Source organism: Muricauda sp. SCSIO 64092 (genome assembly GCF_023016285.1).
Classification (GTDB): Bacteria; Bacteroidota; Bacteroidia; order Flavobacteriales; family Flavobacteriaceae; genus Croceivirga.
This window is the reverse complement of record NZ_CP095413.1, coordinates 3152399-3173926: the sequence shown is the minus strand read 5'-3', so window position 1 is coordinate 3173926 and position 21528 is coordinate 3152399. Positions and strand designations below refer to the sequence as shown.

General features: G+C 43.8%; 14 protein-coding genes. 3 read left to right on the top strand and 11 right to left on the bottom strand.

Annotated features, from left to right (window positions below; all coding sequences use genetic code 11):
• Window positions 1-133: 133 nt before the first annotated feature.
• The 8 genes from L0P88_RS13355 to L0P88_RS13320 form a co-directional block, all read right to left on the bottom strand.
• A complete protein-coding gene (locus tag L0P88_RS13355; protein WP_247130419.1) occupies window positions 134-1639 on the bottom strand; it encodes a glycoside hydrolase family 172 protein in 1506 nt (501 codons plus the stop codon).
• A gap of 296 nt (window positions 1640-1935) precedes the next feature.
• The gene (locus L0P88_RS13350; RefSeq protein WP_247130418.1) at window positions 1936-2919 is read right to left on the bottom strand and encodes a DUF2961 domain-containing protein; all 984 of its coding nucleotides are present in this window, start codon (window positions 2917-2919) and stop codon (window positions 1936-1938) included.
• Between the two features lie 158 nt (window positions 2920-3077).
• The gene (locus tag L0P88_RS13345; RefSeq protein WP_281499740.1) at window positions 3078-4439 is read right to left on the bottom strand and encodes an alpha-L-fucosidase; all 1362 of its coding nucleotides are present in this window, start codon (window positions 4437-4439) and stop codon (window positions 3078-3080) included.
• 212 nt (window positions 4440-4651) lie between these two features.
• Window positions 4652-5152 carry a glycoside hydrolase family 116 protein gene (locus L0P88_RS13340; RefSeq protein WP_247130416.1) on the bottom strand — a complete coding sequence of 167 codons (501 nt, stop codon included), beginning with the start codon at window positions 5150-5152 and terminating at the stop codon, window positions 4652-4654.
• A gap of 64 nt (window positions 5153-5216) precedes the next feature.
• Window positions 5217-5642, bottom strand: a complete 426-nt coding sequence (locus L0P88_RS13335; protein ID WP_247130415.1) for a GH116 family glycosyl hydrolase — start codon at window positions 5640-5642, stop codon at window positions 5217-5219.
• 176 nt (window positions 5643-5818) lie between these two features.
• Window positions 5819-7471, bottom strand: coding sequence for a RagB/SusD family nutrient uptake outer membrane protein (locus L0P88_RS13330; RefSeq protein WP_247130414.1), 1653 nt, complete (start codon window positions 7469-7471; stop codon window positions 5819-5821).
• 18 nt (window positions 7472-7489) lie between these two features.
• Window positions 7490-10960, bottom strand: a complete 3471-nt coding sequence (locus L0P88_RS13325) for a SusC/RagA family TonB-linked outer membrane protein (RefSeq protein ID WP_247130413.1) — start codon at window positions 10958-10960, stop codon at window positions 7490-7492.
• 157 nt (window positions 10961-11117) lie between these two features.
• Window positions 11118-12332, bottom strand: a complete 1215-nt coding sequence (locus L0P88_RS13320) for a FecR family protein (RefSeq protein ID WP_247130412.1) — start codon at window positions 12330-12332, stop codon at window positions 11118-11120.
• A 68-nt stretch (window positions 12333-12400) separates the two neighbouring features.
• Between L0P88_RS13320 and L0P88_RS13315 the strand changes: the two genes are divergently transcribed.
• A complete protein-coding gene (locus L0P88_RS13315) occupies window positions 12401-13018 on the top strand; it encodes an RNA polymerase sigma factor (RefSeq protein ID WP_247130411.1) in 618 nt (205 codons plus the stop codon).
• Window positions 13019-13507: 489 nt separating this feature from the next.
• Window positions 13508-15043 carry a sulfatase gene (locus L0P88_RS13310; protein ID WP_247130410.1) on the top strand — a complete coding sequence of 512 codons (1536 nt, stop codon included), beginning with the start codon at window positions 13508-13510 and terminating at the stop codon, window positions 15041-15043.
• A gap of 1361 nt (window positions 15044-16404) precedes the next feature.
• Here the strand turns inward: L0P88_RS13310 and L0P88_RS13305 are convergent.
• Genes L0P88_RS13305 through rhaD form a run of 3 tightly spaced genes read right to left on the bottom strand, consistent with a single transcriptional unit; the run spans window position 16405 to window position 20476 of the window.
• Window positions 16405-18204, bottom strand: coding sequence for an L-fucose isomerase (locus L0P88_RS13305; RefSeq protein WP_247130409.1), 1800 nt, complete (start codon window positions 18202-18204; stop codon window positions 16405-16407).
• 4 nt (window positions 18205-18208) lie between these two features.
• Window positions 18209-19654 (bottom strand): L-fuculokinase, encoded by a 1446-nt coding sequence (gene fucK / locus L0P88_RS13300; protein ID WP_247130408.1) that lies wholly within the window; start codon window positions 19652-19654, stop codon window positions 18209-18211.
• A gap of 15 nt (window positions 19655-19669) precedes the next feature.
• Complete coding sequence (rhaD, locus tag L0P88_RS13295) at window positions 19670-20476, bottom strand: rhamnulose-1-phosphate aldolase (RefSeq protein ID WP_247130407.1); 807 nt, start codon at window positions 20474-20476, stop codon at window positions 19670-19672.
• Between the two features lie 99 nt (window positions 20477-20575).
• Between rhaD and L0P88_RS13290 the strand changes: the two genes are divergently transcribed.
• Window positions 20576-21514 carry a helix-turn-helix domain-containing protein gene (locus L0P88_RS13290; RefSeq protein WP_247130406.1) on the top strand — a complete coding sequence of 313 codons (939 nt, stop codon included), beginning with the start codon at window positions 20576-20578 and terminating at the stop codon, window positions 21512-21514.
• Window positions 21515-21528: the final 14 nt, after the last annotated feature.

The following is a 21528-nucleotide window of genomic DNA, read 5'->3' as shown; positions in this document are numbered from 1 at the left end:
CATGAACCCATGTATGGCTTGTGTATTCACTGCCATGATTACAGTCGGTTTCAGCTGCATGCAAAAAAAGGGTTCCCACTTGTGTCTTCATAATTTGTAACTCGGTCCAAGTATTTAGTTTTGTTTTTAAGATTTATTTCTGGTACCAAAAGGTTGCCCATCGAATATCGACTTTTCGGTCTGCCCAACCCCATTTTTCCATTTGAAAATCCAAAGACTTGCTAAATGGAATCCCATCCAGCAATCTAACTCTGGAATTGACCGTTGTGCCAGGTCCCCTAAGCAAATTGGCATCTCCGATCGGTTGGGTGATGAACAAATGGTTGTACAATTCCGGATGTCCCCAGGCATAGCCGTAGTAGTCTTCCGTACCGGTACCAAAGTGATCGGGAAACTTGCTGCCGTCTATATAGATTTTTTCATCACCTTCGCCCCACCAACGGCCATAGGGCTTGTATATCTGATAGGTGTCTCCCACGAAGACGCCCTGCCCTTGATCCACTTGTAAAAAAGGCAGGTCAAACCCTTCTCTGGCTTGCACCGCCAAGTCCAACCTTTCTTTGTGTTCACCGTGAAAGTACATGGAGTTTTCAGTCCATTTGTAGGGAACGGTATGGATCCAATATTTGGCCAATACCGGTACTTCGGAGGTATTCACCAAACTGATTTTAGCTTCTTCTCTGAATGGCATTCGCCAATAGGCGGCCATTACACCCATGGAATCAACTTTTCGGTAATAGTCTCTTGCTTCCTTAGCTTGATCGCCAGTGCCAAAAAACAATCCTGCCGGGCATGTGACGGTTTCGTCACCGTCAAAGCCAATTTTTAAAAAGACACCTTTCAATGCTTTGTTTATGTCTTCGGCATCCAGCTCCAACTTGATGGTATTGATCGCTTTTGCCCCTTCAAAATCAAGGTCAATTTGCTTACCCGCTTCCAGGATCGTGCCTGTCCAATGATTTTTTTGTACTTCCCCTTCTGTCTTGGTCTTGTTGGCGGTGTTGGACTGAAATTCAATCAATTGATTGCTCACCTCTTCAAATATTCCCGCATATTTCTTAGTCGTTTCCGCATTGAAGCTTTCTACTTTGACCTTACCGTGATACAGTCTATAGTTGATGTTCCAAAACAGCCCGTGGAATGCACCTTTTTTCTCATGAGGGCCCTCGTAGGTTATCTTGATGCGCTTTTCGAAAGGAATAGGTGCGTAAAGGTTGTGACCAGGTTTGGCCCCTTTGTTGGTCGGCAGATCATCCAGGTCCACAGATCGGAAGGACAGTGGTTTGCCAATGTCGTTGTTTTGCCCGATCAAAGCACCTATATGGTCCGCTTCCCAAAAAGGCACTTCTTCACCGTCAATAAAAAAGCGCAGCGCATGTTTGGCATTGGGATTGCCTGCCATCCAAATACGGGTGATCGCTCCCGGACCTTTAACATCCATTACGACCTGAACCTCTTTGCCTTTATACCGCTCCCGCCCGTAAAAATTACTCCAATCTGAATTGGCGAACATGTCACCGTTATCGGCACGTTTGTCGTAACTACTGACCTGATGTAGCGTCCACAGTCCGTCCGGGTGCCTGGTGAGCGCATCCCGATCCACCATTTCTTCCAAAAGGGATTGGAACGTTACTTTCATCGTATTTTTTTGGGCAGTCAACAACAGAGGTGCGAATACCCAGAGCAATAGAATAATATGTCGTTTATGTTTCATTTTTCTTGAATGTTGATAGCGTATCATGATAAAGTCTTTCTTATTTCAATCGATTTCTTCATCACCTTGAAAAAATCGACTCCCTGCTGTTGGGCATACTCGGTCCAAAGAAGGCTATCTGCCCGTCTAGGGGCCTTCCCCTTCTGGGCGTTGGCAGTATGGGTTCCAAAAAAAATCAAGTGCAACTGGTCCAATCCTACGTGCAGCCAGGTTATGTTATTTTACCATTCATAAATCCATGTATAGCTTGTGTACTTGCTATTTGGGGCATCGTGCAATTTCCCATTGTTTCTTTCAGGCAATGTTTCGCCAGCTTTACAGGTCAATCGTAATCCGTCTTTAAAATAAAATGGGTCCCTGTCATGGATCCTGTATGCGGCAAATTTGGCATCCTCTTTGTCAAAATAGGTCAAACCCGCCAAATCGTTGGCAAAACGTCCCGAAATGAAGTAATAGGTGCCCAAAAAATAATCTTCCAGCCCCGATGATAAAAACACCGGTTCTTTGGCCCCTGCAATATAGGCCCTCATACAGGCCTCCAAAAAGCTTAGTCTGTGCCACTCCTTTTCATAAACCTTTCCAGGTTCTGCAGCTTCTCCCTGCATATAGACCATGTACAATAAACCATCCTTTTTTGTGTTGCACAGGTTGAATTCATCATAGGCGTTCACGAGTCTATCTTCCACCTTGTACAGTTTCATCCTGGCGTTTTCCGGCAAGGTCACGCCATTAATGGTCAATGGCAAGTTGTCCGTCCCCCTAAAAATCCACCAAAAATTTCCTGAATCCTTGTTCTGGGCCGTAATCTTTAGTTTTGTGCCAAAGGGTATTTTAAGGGTGTTGTACACTCCGCCCTTGCGCCCCGTCTTGCCTATAATGGCAGATGACTGATAATGGTTTTCAGAATGGTAGGCATTGGCGAACCCTTCCGACATTTTCATTTCGATGGACGGTTTTTCCTCATCGTCGACATAAATGCGTACGATGGTATTCTCTATTCCCTTAAAACTCCCGCCAAACCACATATGGTGCAGCAAGCCCTTTCCTTCTTTTACATAAAGTACCTCTTCATTGCCGGAACGAAGTATCGTGCTTTGTTTCCCCATAGTGCTGAACGACTCTAAATCTGTAACATCTGATTGGGAAAAACCGTCCGTAATGCCCAAGGCGATCATCGTTAGTAGTATTAAAAATTTTTTGTTCATGATTCGTATTTATTATTTCTATTTTCAAATCTATTGTTATCCCATTCTTTGTCCATCGAACCCATTTAAGCACGTTGAGTAGGAACCATTGCCCTTAAAAATATTTCTTCCCGCCCGTACACAGGTACATCGATCAACCGGTTTGAATCAAAAAACGGCTACTTACTGATTTCTACCGTAATGACCGTACAGTTATGATCGGGACGAAATTCGGGCAATATGATCTCGAGTCCATCTTTTACATTGATGCCCTTTAAAACCTCGCCCGTTTCAAGTACCTGTATCTTAATGGGTATTTTTAAGAGTTCTTTGACCTTGATTTTGCCCGATTTGTCCCAGTCAAAAACAAAAAGGTAAAGTCTGATCCTTTTTTTTGTCCCTTTCGCTGTGATGTACCCCCACTCCTGCTCGGCCACGGGATTGGGCCTTGCCCCGTAAATAGCCTCGCCATTGATATCCATCCAGGCCCCAATTTCCTTCAGCCTTTTGATACTCGGTTTCGGGAAAGTGCCATCGGCCATCGGGCCAATATTCAATTGATAGTTTCCATTGCGAGAAGCGTTGGCCACAAGGTTCCGCAACAATTCCCCGGCAGGTTTCCAGCCATAATCAAGCTGGTGGCACCCCCAGGAACGGTTCATGGTACCCGATGTTTCCCATGGCTTCTCGATGTAACCATCGGGAAAATCATTATCCATCATCGAAAGGTAGTCCACTTTGTCCTCAATCCCTTCATACCCAAAAGCGATACGGCTATTGACCAGGCATTTGTCATTCAACCTTCTTACGTGGGCAATCAGTTCATCCACTTTTTCATCGGTAATTTCCCTTGATCTTCTCCACGTATCAAACCATAAAAAATGCGGATCGTAATTTTCAATGAGTTCTTGCACTTGCGGCAAGCAGATTTTGTTCCAGTAATTATCAAAATCGGCCAAGGTCGACTTTGGCTTTTTGGGTCCACCAGGCTTGGACGGCTTTTTGGGCATTGCCCCGCCATGCCCCCAGTCCTGCCAATGCGAGTAATAAAACCCGAGTTTGACATCATATTTTTTGCAGGCCGTTGCCAATTCGCCCAATATATCCCTTTTGAAGGGTGTGGCGTCCATTACGTTATATCCGGACACCTTGGTCGGCCAAAGGGCGAATCCGTCGTGGTGTTTGGCAGTGATCAAAAAGTACTTCATGCCGGCTGCCTTGGCCAGGCGTATCCACTGATCCGCATCAAAACTTTTGGGATCGAACCGTTTTGCAAACTTTCTGTATTCCCCTTCAGGAATGCCATCCGGCCAGTTTCCCTGCATATGGATCCATTCGGCATACCAATTGCGTCCCATGATTTCGTTATTATAAACACCGGACGGCACCGAATACAAGCCAAAATGGACGAACATCCCAAAACGCGCTTCCTGCCACCAGGCCATTTTATTTTCTAAAGATTTTTCCGTTGATTTTGACTTGTAGCCACTTAATTCCTGTGCGTCAACTTTAGATAACGGAATTAGCAGAACAATCCACATCACCATTGTTGAAAATTTAGTTTTACCCATACTGCTATATTTTATCAAACCAGATTAACATCCTGTTTTTCCTTATTCATTTTATCATTCACTTTGAGATTTCTCCAGGTTTCTTGCTGACATTATTTGGTGTCATCCATTTTACAGGCAAATTCTGCTTGGTATTAAATATTCATCACTCCCAAAATTTGAAGGCCGCTAACCATAATTAATTATTTCAGAGGTAGTTTATAGATTTCACCACTGTGCATTCCCAGTTCTCTGTGCATATTTATTGAATTTGTACCTTTAAAATGAAACCCTTTAAGTGCACGTTTGCCGGAAAGCATTATTAGGTCGGCAGTATATTCATTATTGTGCCCGGAAATCTTAACAGTACCGTAAACATATCCGTTCGACCAAAAAAAGCTACTTTCCCTGGAATTGAACTTCATAATTTTTTCCACGCCACTATATTCAAATCCGGTATAAGCCAGTATCCCACTCCAAGAAGCCATGGCCCTTCCATACCTGTACCCAAATTCACCTTCGTTGAACGGATTTCTATTTTTCCCCTCATATCGGTCCCTGACAGCACTAAAAACCTCCAACCCTTGCTCCAATAGCCCCTCGTATATCGTATGGGCACTTGTACTATATTCAAAGCCTGTCATTACTTCAGAATAGTTCGGGAAAGGACGTGCTTCACGTTTTCCTTCGGGATAATACCCCATATCAAGCCTTTTTCGTTACCGGTTGCATAAGCCCTGAAGTACTCAGGTAATCGTTAAAACCATCTTAATTACATTTGTGAATGGTTTTTAGCGTAGTCTCAATATTTTCCTTTTTTAATAAATAGCCCAGTCCGCAAACATGTGCCCTATACTGCCCCACAAGCTGGTCTACCAAGATACCTTCGTCAACCTGACAATCAACAGGTTTTGGCAACTTTTGGATGTAATATTTACCATTGAACAAGTTGTCATCTACCCATTGGTTGCCATTTCTAAACATCGCACGGCATTTCTTGGCACAACCCTTATCATTCACAGCCAGTGCCATTTTTTCTCCAGATAACAAAGCTCCCAGATACCATGTGGACATCTGGGGATTTGGCGCCAGGTAATTCACACATTGTATTGTGATGGTACCCTTCAAGCACACCGTCGGCATCAGCATCCCACTTGCTTTCTCCCCATGAAAATTCCAATGCTTTCTTAACAATGGGATATAACTTTTTCAGTTTTACATTGTCTCCCGGACAACTGCCATTCACGGTACATCTTCATAATTTGCAACATAATACATGTTCACGTTTTATGATTAAATGGGGGAAGTCCTAATGGGACTCCCCCATAAAACAAACTAACACTGACTAACCTAGTAAAAAACTAGACTTTTTACCATCCAGGGTTTTGCTCTAGATTGGGGTTGATTATTATCTCCTCGGTCGGAAAGGGATCCAAATAATCCCTATTTGGATTAAATGAACGTTGGCTTTCCGGTTCTACAATGACATCTCCAGTGGCATCATCAATAAATGGAGGCAATGCCGGATATCTAAGGCCTCCCTCCGGTAGCATGGCAGTCTCGAATTCGGTCCCAACAAACTGTACCCCTTTCAAGGCCTGTGGCATTTGGACCTCAGCGGTTCTCCATCGACGCAAATCCCCTCTCCTAAATCCTTCATGGATCAGTTCAATACTGCGTTCCCTACGAATTTCTTCCAGCATATCCAGACCGTTGGCACTTACCAGACCATTGGTCAGCGGAGCGACACCACCCCTGGCACGGAGTAGGTTTATGGTACTGTTCAGTTGATTGTCCGTAATACTTCCGTTCAGCTCATAAAGTGCCTCGGCATTGGTCAACAATATTTCCGGATAATGGAGCAGATGGTAATAAAAGGTCTGCAGATCGCCAGTGGCCGTGGAGTATATTAGGGATACAAATTTATAATTTCTATAATATGTCCTGGACGAGGCAGGAGTGGGAAAATCCTCCAAAACCCCTTCCTGGTCAAACCTGTTGATCGAAGGAAACCCGGGTGGTACTATGTTCATCGTCATCCTGCGGTCCCTGTCAATGAATTCATCGGCCATTAGGTCCCTGCCCTGGAACAACGGGGATTGATCAATGGGAAGCCCATCGGTACAAAGGAACATATCCGCCAACTTTCTCGTTGGACTCCCTGGGCCGTCCACGGCCCCATTTGAGAAAAAATGGGTGTTTTGGGCATCGTAACGCCTGGCCACGATCTGCTGTTTGGAATCATTGCCAAACTCCGAATAAAAGGCCTGGTAAGAGATGTCGGGGTCAGGAGCATGGACATACAGTTCGTATTCGCCACTGGAAATCACTTCCTGGGAAGCCTCTACGGCTTCTCCAAGCAGGGCCTCGGTATTTCCTGGCGTGCCATGATACTTTACCCAGGTACCCTCGAAAAGGGCGATCCTGGCCCTTAGGGCATCTGCTGCCCCACGGCTTATACGACCCAACTCCGCATCGGCAATTTCACTTTGTAACGGCAACACCGGGGCTATGGCCCGTAAGTCTTCCAATAAAAAATTCACTATTGTTTCCCGAGAGGTTTTAGCTGCAAACAGGTCCTCAGAACCGGGATCCAGTACTGTCGTAAAAAAAGGCACATCACCATATACATAAATCAGTCTAAAATAATAAAGTGCCCTAAACCACTTTGCTTCGGCCACAAAACGGCTGTCTTCAAAGCCATTGGCAATAGCCCTGTCAATCACAAAATTGGCATCTCTGATGGAGTTATAGGAATCGTTAAAAAAGTTACTGGTCGGAGGTGCCGTCCTACTTCCATTACTTATAGCATTATTGTCGGCCCCTGCAGCCAGATCGGAATCATTGTCTCGGAACCCATGCACTCCAAGGGAAGGATATAATAGATTCACGGCTCGCTCATAATCCACTTCCTGTTGCCATAATTGCCCGTCTGAGAACACACTTTCAGGTTCCAAATCCAAGTCTTGACAACTGTGCAACAAGACCATCCCAAAACATATTATCAATATCTTTTTCATCATTATTCTGTATTTTATGCGTTAAAAAGTAACCTGAAGTCCCAAGGAATACGTTCTTACAAACGGATAACTAAAGGAAGGAGATCCTTTTTCCGGGTCAAAGCCCAAGGATCGTGATCTTTCGGACTGTATCTCCGCTACATTTTCTCCCGTTACATATAGCCGAAGCTGTTCGATCCCCATACTGGACAACACCGAATCTGGGAGGGAATATCCCAATTGTACGTTCTTTAACCTTGCATAGGCCCCATTCAATACGGAAAGGCTAGAGGGCGCATAGTTATAATCATTAATAGGTCTTTGGGTACTTAACCTTGGAAATTGTGCATTGGGATTGTCTGCGCTCCATGTCCTCCCAAAATAATATCGGAGTCCTTGGACAAACCAGGCACCGTCCACTATGGGGCCCCTGAACCTGCCATCGATAAACAAGTCCTGTTGACCAACTCCTTGTATGAGTGCCCTAAAATCAAAGTTTTTGTATTGCCCCCCCAAATCAAGGCTAAAACTGTATTGGACCCTATTGTTACCCAACTCTATCAAATCACCGGTATCGCCGTTTTCTGGATTGCCCAATTCGCTGATCTCTCCATTGCCGTCAATATCAACATAACGTACATCACCCGTTCTTAAGGCTCCCAACGCCCCACCCGGAACACCATTGGCAACAGCCTCCTGATAGGCCGCCACTTCTGCATCGGTCTGAAATAACCCATCAAACTGATATCCCAAAAGAGTACCTGTCGATTTACCCAACAGCCTATCGTTTACCCCGGCTCTTCTTGGCTGTTCACTGTTTTCCAAGCGGACCAGCTTGTTGTCATCGTTGAAAAGGGCTCCCCGAACATAGTAACTGAAATCCTCCCCTATCTTATCGTTCCAACCTATGGACAGTTCAAACCCCTTGGTTTCCAGTTCCCCTCGGTTCAATGCGGGAGGTCCAATCCCCAAGACTTCGGGTAAGGTAATGCCCACCAACATATCTTTGTTTACCCGTTGAAAATAATCAAAGGAAAGGTTCAGTCGAGATCCCAAAAGGGCCATGTCCACACCAAGGTTGGTGGTGGCCACGGTTTCCCAGGTACGATCTAGGCTTACCGCATTGGCTTCACTATAAAATTGGGCCGGGGTCTGGGAATCGAATAAGGGATCGTCAACACCTCCAAAAATATAGCGCTCACCAGTATTAATCCTCGCTAAAAAGTCAAAGTGGCCTATTCCGTTCTGATTGCCCGTTTCTCCATAGGATGCCCTAAATTTTAGAAAATCGAAAACATTCAAATCCCTAATGAACTGCTCTTCCGATGCCACCCAGGCTCCCAGATATCCTGTGAAGAGACCCCAACGTTCATCTGGGGTGAACCTTGAAGAACCGTCATAGCGTACAGTGGCCTCTGCAATATATTTGTTCTTGTATTGGTAGTTGAACCTTCCGAACCATGAGCGAAGTGTCCAGGCAATCCCAAAATTGTCATTGGGATCATTCCTGCCCTCTGCGAAGGGTTCGGAAATTCTGTCCTCATCATCGTTTCCAAACTGCACGGAAAAATCTTCCCTATCGTTAAAAGGGAAGTCTCGGGCCTCCATTACAAAACGGGTATCCTTGCGTTGTTCATGGGATGCCCCGGCGGTAGCGGTAATTTCATGATTCCCAAAGCCCTTATTATAGGTGAGGTAGCCCGAAAGGTTAAAATAATTCTCCCTTTCCAAGGTCTCGCTCAAGCGGTTGGGATTGGCACCTGCTACCCTAGGTTGGTCCACGGTCCAACCGTTTTGCAAAAAGATGGTGGGCTGTTCGGACCTTCTGTCAATTCTGTTTTGGTTGATACCCGCCGTTCCGGTCAGGGTCAAGCCATCGATAATTTCATAATCCAACTTTAGATTGGAAATGACCCTTGTGGTCACTGTATTGGTCTCCCCGCCCTGTTCCAAAAGGTCCAAAGGATTTGCAAACCCTCGAAACGTATACAATTGCCCATCCGGGTTTCTTACGGGTTGAAAAGTCCAATTGCCTACAACCCTCTGTAATGCAGCACTCTGTTGCTGGCTTACCGAGCGATCGCCGATTTCCAAGGCGTTTTGCATGGACAGTTTTAGGTTGTCCATCAACTGGATGTCGTTGTTTATCCTTAGATTGTATCTGTCAAAACTATCGAAAGGGGAATTGATGACCCCTTCATTACTGAGATACCCCAGCGACACCCGATATGTGTTGTTTTCACCACCGCCGGCAATACTCAAATTGTGCTGTTGGATTATCCCATTTTGCAGTAATTCGTCTACAAACAGGTTATCCGGTTGGTTGAAAATCAAATAGCTATCCTCCCTTAATGGATCCGCAAATCTGGTATCACTAAAGTTAAGCACCGTGTCCGTACCCAGGGCATCAAAGAAAATATCCCCATAAAGCGGGGCATCCCCGTCGTTGACAAAAGCCTCATTTACTGTAAGCATATACTCTTCCTGTGTTGTTTTTTCAGGGATATAGGTAGGGGAGGTAAACCCAACGATGGTGCTGTACTGTACTTGCGGGGCGGTATTGCGCCTTCCTTTTTTTGTAGTGATCAAGATGACACCATTGGATGCCTGGTTACCGTAAATGGCAGCGGCCCCATCCTTGATTACGGATATATTCGCTATATCATCCGGGTTAACGTTATCGATCTGGCTCTGAAATCCATCTACCAGAACCAATGGGAAATTGCCCCCGCCACTCAAAGAACTTAAACCCCTAATGTTAATATTGGGCTGTGATCCCGGTCCATTACCGCCGGTGACAATCAATCCAGGAGTAATACCCTGCAAACTGGACACGGCATTGGGGACCGGCCTCGACTCAAAGGTCTCCGCGTCTACAGTGGTTATGGCTCCTGCCAAGGTTTTTCTTTCCTGGATTCCATACCCCACAACAACCACTTCATCTAATTTGGCCGTATCTTCCTGTAGTTGTACAGTTACCGACGTTCTCCCGTCTAGGGGCACTTCCTGGGCAACGAATCCGATGTAAGAAACGACCAAAGTTGCGTTTGGACCGGTAACCTCTATAGAAAAATTCCCATCAAAATCGGTTTGGGTGCCGTTAGTGGTACCTTTCTCCAAAATTGTTGCTCCGGGCAAGGGAGTGCCGATGTCATCGGTTACCGTACCATTAATCGTGGTCTGTTGTGCATTTGCAACGACTACGGGGGGACCTTTAACGATGATGGTCTCGTTCTCAGTAATCTCGTAGGTACACCCTATGGGAGACAATCCTTTTTTTAACAACCTTCTGGCCAAAATAGTTCCCTTTTTAACGGACACTTTTGGAGCCTTGGCAATCACTTCATCACTATAGACAAACCTATAGCCTGCTTGTTCCTGGATTAAATCAAAAATTTGGGAAACGGTTATGGTCTGGTTTTCTGCAATTTCAATCCTTGCGTTCTGGGAAAACGCATCTCTAGGCGAAAAACTAAAAACAGTTGTAACACATAGAAATAAGAGCGCTCTCATAACAATCCTTATCGGTTTTTCCCAACAAAGGAAAAAACCCCTATTAGGTTCAATTTTCATAAATTAGCATTTGGTTTAGTTAAACAATTGTTTGTGATTAAACTATCTTAAGGAACAAGGACAAAACTTTGGAAGGTGGCGGCCTTGTTCCTTGTATTTATTCTATTATTACGGTCCTATCATATATTTCGAATTTAATTTCATTAGTCCTTTGTATATAATCCAAAATCAAGTCTATTGAACTTTCGCGGTCCAATACACCTGTAAAGGTCTTATCTTTCTGTGTTTCATTTTTAAACACGTATTGAATGTCGTACCACCTTGAGAGGGTTTTCATAATCTCCTCCATGGGCTTTCCTTTAAAGCTGAAGTAACCATCTTTCCAGGCAGTTTCCTCAAATATCCTGTCCACATTCTGAATCCTGATTGCTTCATTTTCATTGGTAATGGTGGACTGTTGCATGGGGTCAAGCAGCTTTGACGCCCTATCATGACCAACGGACAGCTTACCTTCAACCAAGGTAGTCACTATTTCATTTTCATCCTTGTAGGCCCTGATATTGAATTGGGTGCCCAAAACAACTATTTCCTGTATTCCCGTATACACCTTAAAAGGCATTCCGTTTGGATGTGTGCTTTTGGATACCTCAAGATAGGCTTCCCCAAACAATAGTTCCACTTTGCGGTCTTCGCCTTCAGTAAAATTGATAGGATACTTGAGTTTGGAATCTGAATTGAGCCATATTTTTGTTCCATCGGACAATTGCACAAAGAAGCGCCCTCCTCTGGGAACGGTCAAAAAATTGAAGGCTAAGGCATTTTTACGGGCAGATGATTCAGCAGTATAACGCAATTCCCCCCCATTAAGGATTTGATCTTGTAATCGTACATTTTTCCCTTTTTCAAGGGCTACTTCAGTACCGTTTTCCAAGGTCAGTACGGCTTTGTCCGTACCCGGTTTGATAACTTCCGTCTTAACAGTCTCGATTGTTTTTGGCTCGCCCTGTTCTGTGTCCGTATAATGGGTACGGAACATATACCCTAAGGCTATGACCACTGCAATACTGGCAGCATACGCCAATACCCTACCAATTCTCTTTTTGATACAGTTTTTTTGGTTTTTACGTATTTCCTCAAATATTTTTTGCTTTCCGCTTTCCGTATCAAAATCAGTCATAACTAGATCAATAAAAAAATTGGTCTTTATGTATTCTTTGAAAATCGAGGTATTGGATTCCTCATTGATCCATTCCGTTAACCGAACCATTTCTTCGGTAGAAATAGATTTTGTGAAATAATTGACCAACAGCCCTTCAATGCCCTTATCCAAATTATAGCTTTTGTTTATAGACACTTCAAATTCACAAAACACTTACGTTTTTTTTATTTTTTTTTCATTTTTCCTATATTCCCACTCAGAATCCCCCAAAAATATACGCTTTGAAAATTGATTTTTTAGTGGAAAAGCAGTTGAAGTATGCGCTGTCCGAAGGCGATCAAAAGGCCTTGTCGGTACTTATGGATTTGTTCTATCAACCGCTTTGCACCTATGTGAATAGTCTTTCAAATGACTATGAGCTATCCCAAGATATTGTTCAAAGTATCTTTATAAACCTTTGGGAAGACCGTGAAAAAATCCATAGCATAAAGTCCTTAAAAAGCTATCTGTATACATCGGTTTACAACCGATTGACCAATGAGTGGAGAAAGAACAAAAGAATGCTGGCAATAGAAGAAAAGCACCTTAGCCTACTGAATGATATTGCTCTGAAAGAGGATGAAGATGTATTGCAAAGGCAGATTAAATTAATTAAACTTGAAATACAAAAGTTGCCCCCTAAATGCAAAGAGATTTTTTTGTTGAGCAAACAAGGTGGGTTGACCAACATTGAGATTGCAGATTATCTGGATATCTCCAAAAGAACTGTGGAAACACAAATGAGCAAGGCCTATAAACTATTACGGGAAAGGCTAAGGGACAAGATTCGGCCCATTCTTTTTATGCTCATGGGATTGAATCCGAATTCCTCTTTAAAGGGGGGACTGGCAATGGGCTGACTGCATATCTGGTTTCTGTTATTTTAGGCTTCTATTGCCAATAGTTTATCGTTAGGTGTTCAATGTTTTAAGGTCAGTCAGTGTTCACGGCTATTTGTCGTTCATTGTTAGGTGTTGAATGCTCGACCCTTCAACTATGGCCAGGGCAAGTACCCGTTATTTGCTTTTTATTATTTTTATCCTTTCCAGCCTCCTCAGGAATGACAACGCTGAACCCTTAACAAATTCCAAAAACAAATGTCAATTCTAACTCCGAATTACTACTTGCTGTTCACTAATCCTACATTCAAACTTCCTACTGTGTCGGCACATCCTCAGTTTTAAGGGCGCCTTTTGTAGAACTTATTCAAAGCAAAAAAAGGCGGACTTTGGGAAAAGAAAGTACAAGTCAGAGAGACAACGAGACCTTAATTTTGCTTTTAAACGAAGTAGGATTCCCTTTGTTATGAATCACACCATAGTACTAGGTTCTATTTAAAAAATGTAGTTATGGACAAAAACATATGGCTTCTTTTGGTTTTAACCCTTTCCATGGGCTGCAATCCCAAAGGCAAGGGGGATAGAGAGTCTCAAAGAACGCCTAACATTGTTCTTTTTCTGGTGGACGACATGGGCTGGCAAGACACCTCGGTTCCTTTTTGGGACAAGAAAACCCCTTTCAATGAAAGATACCATACGCCTAATATGGAACGGTTGGCCAGCGAAGGGATGAAATTTACGCAAGCCTATGCCACACCTGTTTGCTCCCCAACACGAATAAGTTTAATGACAGGCATGAACGCCGCCCGTCATCGCGTCACAAACTGGACATTGCGCAAGGATGCGCTGCAACCCATGGAGGTAAACCATAAGGAATTGGCCTTTCCCAGATGGAATGTGAACGGTTTATGTCCACATCCTGGATTGGTAAATTCCGTACATGCCGATGCGCTGCCCAAACTGCTCAAAAAAGCGGGTTATTTCAACATCCATGTGGGCAAGGCCCATTTTGGCGCTATCGGCACCCCAGCAGAAGATCCCAAGGCCATTGGGTTTGATATCAATATTGCAGGACATGCCGCTGGGGCACCCCAAAGTTATTTGGGTATGGAAAGTTTTGGCAATTCCGAGACTTCCAAGGATTCGCCATGGCCGGTTCCGAATCTGGAAAAGTACCACGGCAGGGATATTTTTTTGACAGAGGCCCTTACCCTTGAGGCCAAGAAGACCTTGAATAAAGTTTTGGAAAAAGACAATCCCTTTTTCCTCTACATGTCGCACTATGCGGTACATACCCCTATCACAGCGGACAAAAGATATCTCGGCAAATATTTAGAGGCCGGCTTGGACAGTACAGAAGCTAAATACGCCACCTTGGTAGAAGGGATGGACAAAAGCTTAGGAGATATCATGGCATATCTAGAAGAAAAAGAAATAGCTGAAAACACAATAATACTGTTTATGTCGGATAATGGCGGCCTAAGTGCTCATGGCAGGGGAGGGAAGCCCAATTCCCATAATCTGCCCTTGGCCAGTGGCAAGGGATCTATATATGAAGGGGGCATTCGGGAACCGATGATTGTAAAGTGGCCCGGAGTGGTGGAACCAGGATCTTCCAATAACAATTATCTGATTATAGAGGATTTCTTTCCGAGTATTTTGGAAATGGCCGGGGTGGGCCATTACAATGCAGTACAGACCATTGATGGAAAGAGTTTTGTTCCATTGTTAACCGATACCACACCGGGACAAAGCGAGGAAAGACCATTGTTCTGGCATTATCCCAATCAGTGGGGGGGAAGTGGACCAGGAATCGGTGCCTTCAGTGCTGTTAGATTGGGGGACTGGAAATTGATTTATTACCACCTCGACGAACGGTATGAATTGTTCAATATTGAACAGGATCTTGGGGAAACCACAAATTTGACTGAGGCCGAACCGGACAAATGCGCTGAACTCTCCAAGGTTCTTAGCACTTTTTTGAAAGAAACCAAGGCGCAGCTACCATCGCATAAAAGAACTGGAAAAGTTGTTAGCTATCCTTAGAATCCACCGTACAAATTTTGTACATAACCGAAACGATTATGCCACAATGCCAAGAATAATTGCCCTTATCGTTTTAATCCTATTTGCATAAGGCAAGTCGATAACAATCTTAAGTTAAGCGACAAGATTTCGCGAACTGCGGAAACCAACATGGTCAAAACAGCTTTCCATTTTAACCAAAGCGGTTCCATTTATAATGACGAGGAAGGAGTTTATTACCTATTCTGTGCCCATTAGAAAAAAGAGCATCGCTTTATGGTTGGCTCACCCATTTGGAAATTGCCCATCCCTCTTCGATTGGTTTGAACGGCCTTTGGAAATACTTTCGTACCGAACTGAAAGACAGCGGCAAAGGCCATTGCGATGCCATTACGGCCCATAGCTCCAAAATTAAATATTTTGTTGGAAAACTCTACCTCTACTATATCGCCAAAAACACGGGTGATACGGCTTATATCGAAGAAGAGCCCATTGAAACTTTGCAGGAGGGTCGTAACCATCCAATCCGGAAATACTGCACCCCAACCAACATACCGGTGTTGAAGTGCCCCATTTCATTCATAAGTCATAGGAACGTTTGGATTCCTATGATTGAACCCTTTGGATACCCTTTTCAGATCCCAACCATCAACCCAGCCATAGACCGCGGTAAAAACGGGAATAGAATGGGAGGTCAAGGGTCATAAGTCGAACGAAACGTAATTTATATCCAACCAAGCCATGACCATTTGAATCTCTTTGAAATGCAATCGAAACCCGTCATCGATTATATGAATAAGGAAAACATGTCCACTTGGTAAGATAATGTAATTGAACGACTTTATTACATGTATCTTGCCCAAATCTATATTGGTTTGATCACCTAGGTTGATGGTATTCATCGGGGATGGACACAGGATAGAATCCTGAGCGGGAAAACTGAGTATAAAAGATGGCATGGAACTCACGCAGGAGCTTTTTAATGCCCCTTATCCATACCGAAAATGAAGTGCCCGGAGTTTAAGAGGTTTCCATAAAATTTAAGAAAAATCCCATTTCATCTATAGTTTTTAAAGCGTAAAATGAAAAAGGGCCAATTCTACATTGACCCTTAGTACTTAACTTAAACTAACTCAAAGCATAACTTAAAATGATTATAGTTTCTAAAGAAATCACTTTTTTGCCTAAACAACACTTCATGAAACTGGTATGAAGATAGAACTAAAGGGGTGTGGTTTCTTCTAAAAAAAATACCATTTACGATACTTTTTTTACCATTTCCAACTCGTTTTACTTGCAAAGCTCAATTTAGCCATAGACTTACGTATGTTTTGTTTTTCCTAATTCAGGTCAACAGTACCCCTAACCCCACTTCAAGGATGTTAGGTAGTATAAAGTGGCCCATATGTATCACAAGCCCTATAATCGGCACTTTCTAAATTCTGGCCAAATGCATTCCATGCACTAGGCCTGAAAATATCTGATTCATCCACATTGTGCATGCATACCGGTATTCTGAGCATAGCACAAAGCGTGATAAGTTCACTGCCGATATGCCCATAACTGATAGCACCGTGGTTGGCACCCCATTTGGCCATGACCGTATATACATCTTTAAAGGCACCCGCACCGGTCAATCTTGGCACAAACCAAGTGGTGGGCCACGTAGGATTGGTTCTTTCGTGCAAAATGATATGGATATCCTCGGGAAGTTCCGCAGTCCAGCCCTCCGCAATTTGAATGGTAGGCCCCAACCCTTTTAACAGGTTGATACGACACATGGTCACGGGCATTTCGCCTTCGGTTTTAAATTGGGAAGAATAGCCCCCACCTTTAAAATACTCACGAATGGCTTGTGGCCAACGGGTGTTTGAGAGGCAGTTTTGCATATCATCTTCGGTAACTTCCCAATAGGGCTTAAGAACCGATGTATTCTCGGCGTCCTTCATTTGTCCAGTAGCATCTAGAGTAGTAGACCCTGAATTGATCAAATGAATGATTCCGTCCTTGGCCAAACCAGTCAATGTTTTTCCAGTCACCCGTTTCACTGACTCAGGACTCCAATAGGTGCGCACATCAGAAAATATCTGGGCAGTATTGGTCAACAGATGGCCAAAGAGCATGGAAACCCCGTTAAGGCTGTCATTCTCCGTAGCCACCACAAAGGGTTGTCGAATACCGTTCCAATCAAATGACGAATTTAGCATTGCCTCCATAAAATCCCCATTGGGCATGAAGTCCGTCCACTGTCGTTGCCCTTGAAAACCAGAGGCAATGGCATTACGTCCCATAGCCTCTTCATTGAAACCGATTTCCGCCAGTTTTGGGTTGCCCACCATGATATCACGAACAATCTGGGTCATTTTCACCACGGTTTCCCACTCTTCGTCCTTGCGTTGATCGTTCGCCCGGTTTTCTTCGTTGTTATAATCCTTACCTTCCTTGCAATGTTCTTTGGTCCAAACCAAGGCTTGTTCAAATTCTTCTTGGTCGTAAATACCCTTTTCCATCCGGCGAATGAGTTCGGTCATGTCCACAAATTCAGTACGCATGCCCAGATAGCTATAAAAGAAGTTGGCATCTACCATAGATCCAGCGATACCCATTGAGGAATATCCCAAGGACAAGTATGATTTTCCCTTCATTAGCGCCACCGCAAGACCGGCTCGAACAAACTTCAGGATTTTTTCTGCCACATCACTGGGTACTGATGTATCATCGGCATCACAGACCTCTCGACCATATATTCCAAATGTTGGGAGTCCCTTTTGGGAATATCCGGCAAGCGCAGCGGCCAGATAGACCGCGCCGGGCCTTTCCGTTCCATTGAAGCCCCAAATAGCCCTAGGATACAAGGGATCGGCCCCCATGACTTCAGTACCGTAGCACCAACAGGGAGTAACTGTCAAGGAAAGTCCTACACCTTCCTCTCTAAACTTATCGGCGCAAGCAGCCGATTCTGTTACCCCACCAATAGTCGTGTCTGCAATGACGCATTCCACTTTTTCCCCTGAAGGGAATCGTACATTTTCCTTAATCAGCTTGGCTGCTGCTTTGGCCATAGCCATACACTGATCTTCCAAGGATTCCCTTACGCCACCTTCACGTCCATCAATAGTGGGGCGGATGCCTACTTTTGGTAAGGAACCGACCAATCGTGTTCCATGGATAGTTGCTTCCATAATCTCATTCTTTATTCTCAAATAGTTGTTGATATGTATTCTTGTTCACAGAGGGTTCCACTAAATAAGGTTGGTAATCGATAGATGAACGTGCCTCTTTCAAATTTTTATAATATCCCACTCCGGTGAAAGTAAAAAGGGCACTCCCCAATACTGTAGTTTCCTTTTGTGCTATCAATTGAATAGGTATGCCACATACATCGGCCTTAATCTGATTCCAAAGTGAATTTTTGGAACCTCCACCTACACATATAATTTTTCTGGCCTTAAAATCAGCCGCCTTTTCCAGTACGTGCAACGCATTTTTTAAAGTGAGTGCCAATGCCTCCAGACTGGCCCTATAGATTTCGCCTCGTGAGGTTGCCAATTTAATACCTGATATCGCTCCTCCCGCATCATTGGTCGGATCATAAAAATTGGGGTCTACAGCAACTCCATTGGCACCAGGAGGTACTTGTTCGGCCTCTTCCACCATAATTTGGTACCGTTGCTTTTTGGGCACGTCTTGAAAAAAGTGGTTGCCCACCCATTCCAACAATCCTGAAGCCACATAGTTCACTCCAAGGTCATACATGTTTTTTTCTGCATCAAACTCTGTTGTAATCCCTAAATCGAGTTGTTGTGCCGTGGCACTATACTTTTTGCTTCGGCACATGAGTATTTCCCAAGTACCTGAACTCAGTACCGGCTCATCTAAACCCGCACCGGAACCAAAAACGGCAAATTGCGTGTCATGACCAGAAAGGCAAACAGGAACACCCACTGGAATACCACTTGCTTCCGAAGCTTTTTTAGTAACCGTACCCACAACCTCACCCGCCTGGGCAGGTGTTCCGAACAACGCTGCTGGAATCCCCAATTTTTCCAAAAGGGGTATGGATACTTCCTGCGTACTAAGATTGGCAATCATAGCCGTACCCAACATGGTGGCATCGTTAACCTGAACCCCGGACAGTAAGTTCACCAATAGGGATGGCATAAAAAGAAAGCGACTGTCCTTTAAGGTCTCAGGATGGTTTTCTTTGAACCACAACAACTTAAAAATGGTATTGAAATCGTATGGATAGACCCCAGTTTTTTCATACAGTTCATACAAATCAATGTATTTGTCCAAAGATTTTAAGATGGGGTGGGTACGATTGCATTGCCATGAAATAACGGGATATTTTAAATTTCCCTCAAAATCGACCAAGGTACCGTCAACACCAAAGGTGGTCACTGAAACACCAATAATTTCTACATCCTTAAGCTGGTCCACCACAGCCTTTGAGGCAGCACATAGTTTGTCCCATATGATTTCTAATGACCATATTTTACCTCCTTTAAAAAAGGGGTCATCAGCAGTTGCATTCGGAAAGGAATGAGAAGCTTTTATGTTTCCGTCCGGAGCCATGGCCACTACCCTTAGATTGGTAGCCCCACAATCAAAAATTAAAACACAGGCTTCCATGGCTATTGATTTAGGTTATAAAAATATTTCCAAACCCTTTAATTCATCATGGGTAAGGCCGACCGGTTCAAAATTGGCGGCCCATGCCATGAGCAACAGTTTGGCCCCTTTATTCGCGACATCCAAAAAATCAAACGCTTTTTCTACATTCTCACCGGTGGCTACAGCCCCATGTTTTTCCCAAAGGACCACATCCCGAGTTTTGAGGCCTTCAATGGTCAAATCGGCCAGTTCTTCGGAACCCGATAGGGCATACGGAGTACATGAGACCCCTTTTGGCACAAAAACACGTACTTCGGGACACATTTTCCAGAGTGATAGGTTGGTTTTCTTCTCGTCTTTAAAAATAGGGTGGTGGCTCAATACAATGAGTTCAGACGGATGAGTATGTACCACTGCCCTATAGCCCGAACCATTTTGGGTGTTTTCATAATGTATCTTAACATGCGAAATCAACTCACTTGTCGGTTTGAATCCTTTTTGTCGCCCCCCCCATATTATGGAGTAGGCGGTTGCTTCACTGTTTATTTTAAGAATACAAGCGGCTTCCTCTATCTTGTCGATAAGACTTCTCAGGTAACATCCTGTTCCCGTAACTAAGAGTACCATTCCACCCATTTCCTTGGGTAGGGTACAGGGTACTTCATCAATATTGGCAATTTTGTATCCATGAAAATATTTCGTAAAGTTTACCGAAATGTTTCCCGCATTTCTTTCAGCCCATTCCCGTGTCCATAAATATCCCGCAATGCGCGAAATGTTTTTGATTTCATCAATAACGACATGAGGTAATTCACTTGTATCTAGTCTTTTATCATTCATGAGTTACATTTCTACAATTACAGGATTAAAATACTGTAAGAACTTTTGGCAAGCAATGCCCAAAAGCACTTTATTTGTATCTAATTCAATCATTTGTCTATGAAGAATATCCGTAGGATTCCATTGGGTGACCCTTCAAGGGTGGAACAACTGTTTGCTAAAATGTCCCTCGAGATTTGGTGCTGTAGGTATTGGTGCCTGAGAGAATGGGAATGCAATGAAACGGCTTTTCCCTATTGGCGTATCTACTGGAACAAAAATGAGGGAGGTATGATCACCTATCAGGGAAAAATCATAGAGATGAAAAAGGAGAACGCCTATATAATACCGCCCCATACCTTTTTTAGGTCACATATCAAAGGAAGCAGAAAAAAGATGAAGGGCCTGAATGTAGTGGGTAGGGAAGTGCGTAAGGAAGAGAATGAAGGCTCTCTACTAGGAAGTCACATCCTTCACCTGTTCGTTCATTTTAATCTAGGAGTGCTTTTTGATCACATCAATCCGGATGTGTTTGAAATACCCCTAGAAAACGACCAACTTCGACAGTTGGAAAAACTGGCACATCTTCTTAAAAACACCACCATTACAAACGGAAAACCACAGGAATTTGAAACCACCCATAATTTTCTGATCCAATCCATTGTTTATGGCATTTTGGTCGGTGTGCCCAAGAAAGTCTGGCAAACCACTGCTTTGGACAATCGCGTTTCTGATGTGGTTCATTATATCGAAAACAACATTGGCCATAATTTTTCCAATACGGAACTTGCCCAATTTTGCCATATAACCACCAATTCCCTAGTACGCCTTTTTAAGGAAGAAAAAGGGATAGCCATCCAAAAATATATCCGTCAAAGAAAGATTGCCCGTGCCCATACCCTTTTGGAACATACCCGACACAGCATAGAGACCATTGCCGAATTGTTGGGTTATGCCAATAGATATCACTTTTCAAGGGTGTTCAAATCGATTACCGGAAACACACCGGCACAATTACGAAAAGGGTCATTGCTAAAAATGGGCAATAAACTCGGATAAACATTTCTTTCGTC

Bases quoted from the DNA above. Each gene is read 5' to 3' on its own strand.
- L0P88_RS13310 (WP_247130410.1), top strand. From the start codon at position 13,508: ATGGACAAAAACATATGGCTTCTTTTGGTTTTAACCCTTTCCATGGGC.
- L0P88_RS13355 (WP_247130419.1), bottom strand. From the start codon at position 1,639: ATGAAAGTAACGTTCCAATCCCTTTTGGAAGAAATGGTGGATCGGGAT.
- L0P88_RS13305 (WP_247130409.1), bottom strand. From the start codon at position 18,204: ATGGAAGCAACTATCCATGGAACACGATTGGTCGGTTCCTTACCAAAA.
- L0P88_RS13340 (WP_247130416.1), bottom strand. From the start codon at position 5,152: ATGGGGTATTATCCCGAAGGAAAACGTGAAGCACGTCCTTTCCCGAAC.
- fucK (WP_247130408.1), bottom strand. From the start codon at position 19,654: ATGGAAGCCTGTGTTTTAATTTTTGATTGTGGGGCTACCAATCTAAGG.
- rhaD (WP_247130407.1), bottom strand. From the start codon at position 20,476: ATGAATGATAAAAGACTAGATACAAGTGAATTACCTCATGTCGTTATT.
- L0P88_RS13330 (WP_247130414.1), bottom strand. From the start codon at position 7,471: ATGATGAAAAAGATATTGATAATATGTTTTGGGATGGTCTTGTTGCAC.
- L0P88_RS13325 (WP_247130413.1), bottom strand. From the start codon at position 10,960: ATGAGAGCGCTCTTATTTCTATGTGTTACAACTGTTTTTAGTTTTTCG.
- L0P88_RS13290 (WP_247130406.1), top strand. From the start codon at position 20,576: ATGAAGAATATCCGTAGGATTCCATTGGGTGACCCTTCAAGGGTGGAA.
- L0P88_RS13350 (WP_247130418.1), bottom strand. From the start codon at position 2,919: ATGAACAAAAAATTTTTAATACTACTAACGATGATCGCCTTGGGCATT.
- L0P88_RS13345 (WP_281499740.1), bottom strand. From the start codon at position 4,439: ATGTGGATTGTTCTGCTAATTCCGTTATCTAAAGTTGACGCACAGGAA.